This window comes from uncultured Campylobacter sp. (assembly GCF_938045225.1).
Taxonomy (GTDB): Bacteria; Campylobacterota; Campylobacteria; order Campylobacterales; family Campylobacteraceae; genus Campylobacter_A.
The window spans coordinates 1-4,810 of record NZ_CALINL010000314.1 but is presented as its reverse complement, the minus strand read 5'-3'; the positions used below and the strand labels follow the sequence as shown (position 1 = coordinate 4,810).

Genomic DNA, 4,810 nt, shown 5'->3' with positions numbered 1-4,810 from the left:
AGGCAGGGTAAAAATTTATCTTTATTTTTTGGAGTGATATAATTTATTAAAATGCATTAAAACCTCCTCAAATTTTTAACACATTGCTGCTGATATGTTAAAAATTTCGTATTTTCTTAACATATTATAGAAGACTTGTATGCTATAGTATTAGTCCATGTTGTAATATTTCAAACAACTTTAAATTTACAAAGTAATTTATGCGACCGAGCTTTACACATTTAAATGCTCCTAGTTTTTCGCAAATTTTAAGATATTTAGAAGCGGTTTGTCTAGAGATATTTAGTTTTTTCTCTACCGATTCTATTTTTGTATACGGGTATGAAAAAAGTAACTCCACAAAATCCTTGCTATATACACTTCGCTCTTTTTCCTGCAAGAGCTCGCTAAATTCTCTTATAGCATCGTCTATCTCTTTTATGAGCGTGACGGATGCCTCAGCGGTACGCTCTATGCCGTTTAGCATATATTCTATCCATTCGCTCCACTCGCCGCTTTTACTTACGTTTTCTAAAAGTTCGTAGTATTTGGATTTGTTTTTTATGATATAGGCGCTTAGATATAAAATCGGCAAATCAAGAAGCTTCTTGTGCGTTAGATATAAGACGTTTATGATGCGTCCGGTTCTGCCGTTTCCGTCATAAAACGGATGTATGGTTTCAAACTGATAGTGGATAACGGCTAGTCTAATTAGCGGATCAAGCTCGTCTATGTCGTCGTTCATATACTTTTCTAAATTTGCCATCAACCTATTTATATCGTCTATGTGTTGCGGCGGTATATGTTTTATCTCGCCCGTGGCGGGATTTTTAAGCATAGTTCCGCTTTGGGTGCGAAATCCGGCGTTACTACGCTGCAATCGTTTTTGAATCTCTAGTATATGACGAGTTAAGAATAGATTATCTTTTTTTATAAGCAAGTAGCCCTTTTTTAAGGCTATTTCGTAGTTTATAACCTCTTTTGCGCTTTGTGCGATTTTGGTTTCGTCTATCTGCGCCAAAAATAGCTCATCGTGCGTCGTTATAATATTTTCGATCGCGCTTGAGTCTTTTGCCTCTTGGAGTACTAGAGAATTTATCAAAATATCATGGTTTGGAATGGTTTTTATAAAACCGTTTAGCTCGCCTAGTTTTCTTGAGGCTCTATTGAGTGCTTTATAAATTTGCTCGGTAGGCTTAAAATATAGCGGAAGCTCTTGGGGTATAAATTCTCTTTTTTGGGTCATGTTCTTACTCGTACTTTTTGTAGTAGTCTATCAAAAATGAATTAAAATTTGGATTTAATTTAGCGTATGGCATTCTTTATGCGAAGAATAGTGTAGGGCGGTTGGCTCCTATTGCTTGTTCGGCAAAGATATCATGAGGTGTTTTGGTTATTTACTTAATCATATAACCTATTGCAGTTCCTGGTGACCTTGGATTCAAATATATCTTTGCTTTTTTGTATAGTTATATACACTCCATTTTACAAATTTATAACCCAGTCATTCATGCGAAGGATGTCTTTTTTAAGCACAATATGCTAGAACCAACTATGCCGCGACTCTCATCGTATAGTTCATCAATATATTCACCATCTATAAGCACGTCCGTATATTCTAGCCTTCTAGTTTCATTGATTACTTTTTTGTAATGTATAGCCTCACGCTAAGATCGTTTTATCTGCACCATTTGGCAACTTTAGCCAATCCAATTGATTGTAAGAAGAGTAACGCCTTCTAAGCCGTTTATTCCACGATATTTTTCAATTTTATCTATTAAGTATTCTACGCTGCACTCCTATATCTCATATAGACATACTCGTAAATTTTCTCTCTACATATCGCAATACTAACGTCATCATAGCACTCAGGCAGCTCTCCCCAGAGAGTATCACGGATGAGATTGTCTACTTCGGCTTTTGTCTCTTGTTTGTCGCTCCAGTGATCCAGCTCGGCGATTTTTATTTTTATCTTATCAAGTAGAGCCGCGGCTACTTCTTTGATCTTTTTTATTTCATTTTTGCTAAGATCATCTCTAAAGAGCATATCGTAAAGCGATAACTCTTCATCACTCGCAAATCCCTCTTTTGCGTAGCGTCGCTCTTCATTACTCATCTGACTTGCTAGATCCATAAGCTCCATAAACGTCTTTTCTATGGTCGCTCTGTCTTGTTCCGTGTTATACTCTGCGATGATTTGCTGGTAGCGTTCATAGTAGTCTATGCGGTTAGGATTGCTAAAGAGCATACTATCTAGCTTTTGTTTGATGATCTCCTCTAGATCTTTTATGGCTAAATTTTTGGTTTTAACCTTTGCAAATTCACTACGCAGCAGATCAAAGTCGATAGCGCTTATATCAAATCTACGCGCGGCTTCGCTATCTAAAGTAGGCTCATCGGCGATTTTTACATGTTCGTTGATGATTTTATGTATCTCGATCATTAGGTCAGTTGTATTTGTATGCTTTCGCTTTTTTTGAAGCTCAGTGTAGATAGCTGCGATAGCTTCATATTGCTTGCGCATTTGAGCGGTTATGTCGTTTCGGTCTGTATATTTTATGAGTCGGTTAAGCTCCGAAGCATAAGTTGTAAAAATTTTCTTATCCCCGATACTTCCACAAACAGCATTAGCCGCCTCTTGCAAATATGCAAGCTTTGCAAAATCAACCGCACCGATAAGTTTTTCTAGCTCAAATTCTTTTTGCTCTAAAAATTCCTTTGTCTTTTCTATCACCTCTATGATGCGCGCGACGAGCTCCTCTTTATCTATTGTTGGATCTGTGCCGTTATTAGCGCCTAAATTTGCAGTGTAGTCTGCAAGTGCTTTTCGAAGCGCCTTTACGATACCTATATAGTCAATTATCAACCCATTGCTTTTGCCCTCGCTTACGCGGTTTGCTCTAGCGATTGTTTGCATAAGCGTATGCGCTTTTAGCGGCTTATCAAGATAGAGGCAAGATAGGCACTTCACATCAAAGCCAGTTAGCCACATAGCGCAGACAAAGACTACTCGCAAAGGATTTTTGCTATCTTTAAATTCTTTATCAAGCTCTCGCTTCTCCATCTTTTCTCTGTGATGCTTGATATCTAGATCCCATTTTCTAAAAGTCTGAATTTCATTTTGTTCTTGGCTTATTACCACCGCCATTTCGCACTCTTGCATCCATTTTAGCTTGCGTTCTAGCTCCTGCGCCTCTTGTTGGGAGACTTTTTTGATATTTTCCTTTAGGGTTTTTATCTCCTCTTGCCAGCACTCTTGCACGAAGTTATACATCCTAACGCACGTTACTTTATTTAGACAAACAAACATCGCCTTTCCGCTCGTCCACAGATCGCAGTAGTGCCTAACAAAATCACGCGCGATAGATTTTAGCCTAGGCTCTGCTGTTAGCAGGTGTATCTCTTTTGCAAATTCAGCCTCTAGCTTATCCTGCTGATCCACATCAAGATCAGCATTTTCTATGGCGTCTAAAATTTGATCCGTTATTTCTGGATTTTGCAGACCCGCGATCTTTTCGCCGCGATTTTCATAGTAAAGCGGCACCGTCGCGCCATCCTCAACCGCTCTTTTAAAATCATATACCGAGACATATCCGCCAAAAGTCCTAGCCGTGATATTGTCGCTAGAAAGCAAAGGCGTTCCGGTAAATCCTATACGAGCAGCCGTTGGTAGCAGTTTCATCATATTATCGGCAAATATCCCGTATTGGCTGCGGTGTGCCTCGTCCGAGATGATGATGATATCGTGGTCGGGATAGATAGGCTCTTCATTTGGTTTGTTAAATTTTTGAATAAGCGTGAAAATAAAGCTTGGATTGCCTCTTAGCTTTTGCACAAGATCACTGCCGCTTGTTGCGATATACTGAGAGGCTTTTATATCTTTGCCAAGCAGCCCGCAGTTTTCAAAGGTATCGCTTATTTGAGTGTTTAGCTCGTCTCTATCTGTTAAGATGACAAAGGTTGGCGTTCCTGGCATCTTTCGGCGCACCTTTTTAGCAAAAAATAGCATAGAGTAGCTCTTGCCAGATCCTTGCGTATGCCAAAAGACGCCCAGTTTGCCGTCATTTAGCTTTCTTGCGGCGTATGCCTTCATTGCCTCATTTACGCCTAGATATTGGTGATTTCTCGCGAGAATTTTCGCCGTATGGCCGTTTGAGTGATCGTAAAGTATAAAATTTTCAAAAAGATCTAGGAAATTTTCCTTCTTGCAAATTCCTAAGAGCATAGTCTCAAGAGCCACACTTCCTTGATCGTTTTCATCAAGCCTTTTCCACTCATGGAAAAACTCAAATTTACTCCCAAGCGTGCCGACCTTTGCCTCCATGCCGTTTGATAGCATGAGAAAGGCGTTGTAGTAAAACAAATTTGGTACCGTATCTTGGTAGTCTGTGTAGTTATCCTCATATGCGTTGCGAACATCGACCGAGCTATTTTTAAGCTCTACAAAAAGTAGCGGTATGCCATTTACAAAGCCTACGATATCCGTTCTTCTTCTATGTAGCTCTCCGTGGATTTTTAGCTCTTTTATGGCTAAAAAGTAGTTATTTTCAGGGTTTAAAAAGTCTATAACCATAGCCTTTTTTATCTGCGTTTCGCCATTTGGCTTTTTTATGGTTACCGGGATTCCGTCTCGGATAAGGTAGTATTTCTCTTCATTTACTTGTAAAAGCGAAGCCGTAGATAGTCTGCTCTCTAAATTTCTAAGAGCCTCGATGATCTGAGCCTCATTTATCCAAGGGTTAAATTTCTTAAGCGCCTCTTTGAGATAGCGAGTTAGGAGAATTTCTTTATAGCTCTTTCTGCCAAAGCTCTGTCATTTGCTATCCATGCG

General features: G+C 39.3%; 1 protein-coding gene and 1 pseudogene. Both read right to left on the bottom strand.

Going from position 1 to position 4,810, the window contains the following annotated elements; translation table 11 throughout:
• Window positions 1-142: 142 nt before the first annotated feature.
• Window positions 143-1,225, bottom strand: coding sequence for a Fic family protein (locus tag Q0200_RS11430; RefSeq protein ID WP_297941234.1), 1,083 nt, complete (start codon window positions 1,223-1,225; stop codon window positions 143-145).
• Window positions 1,226-1,765: 540 nt separating this feature from the next.
• Window positions 1,766-4,768: pseudogene (locus Q0200_RS11425) on the bottom strand (type I restriction endonuclease subunit R); the annotation flags it as partial.
• Window positions 4,769-4,810 lie beyond the last annotated feature (42 nt).

Coding starts and splice junctions, on each gene's coding strand:
- Q0200_RS11430 (WP_297941234.1), bottom strand. CDS start 1,225: ATGACCCAAAAAAGAGAATTTATACCCCAAGAGCTTCCGCTATATTTT.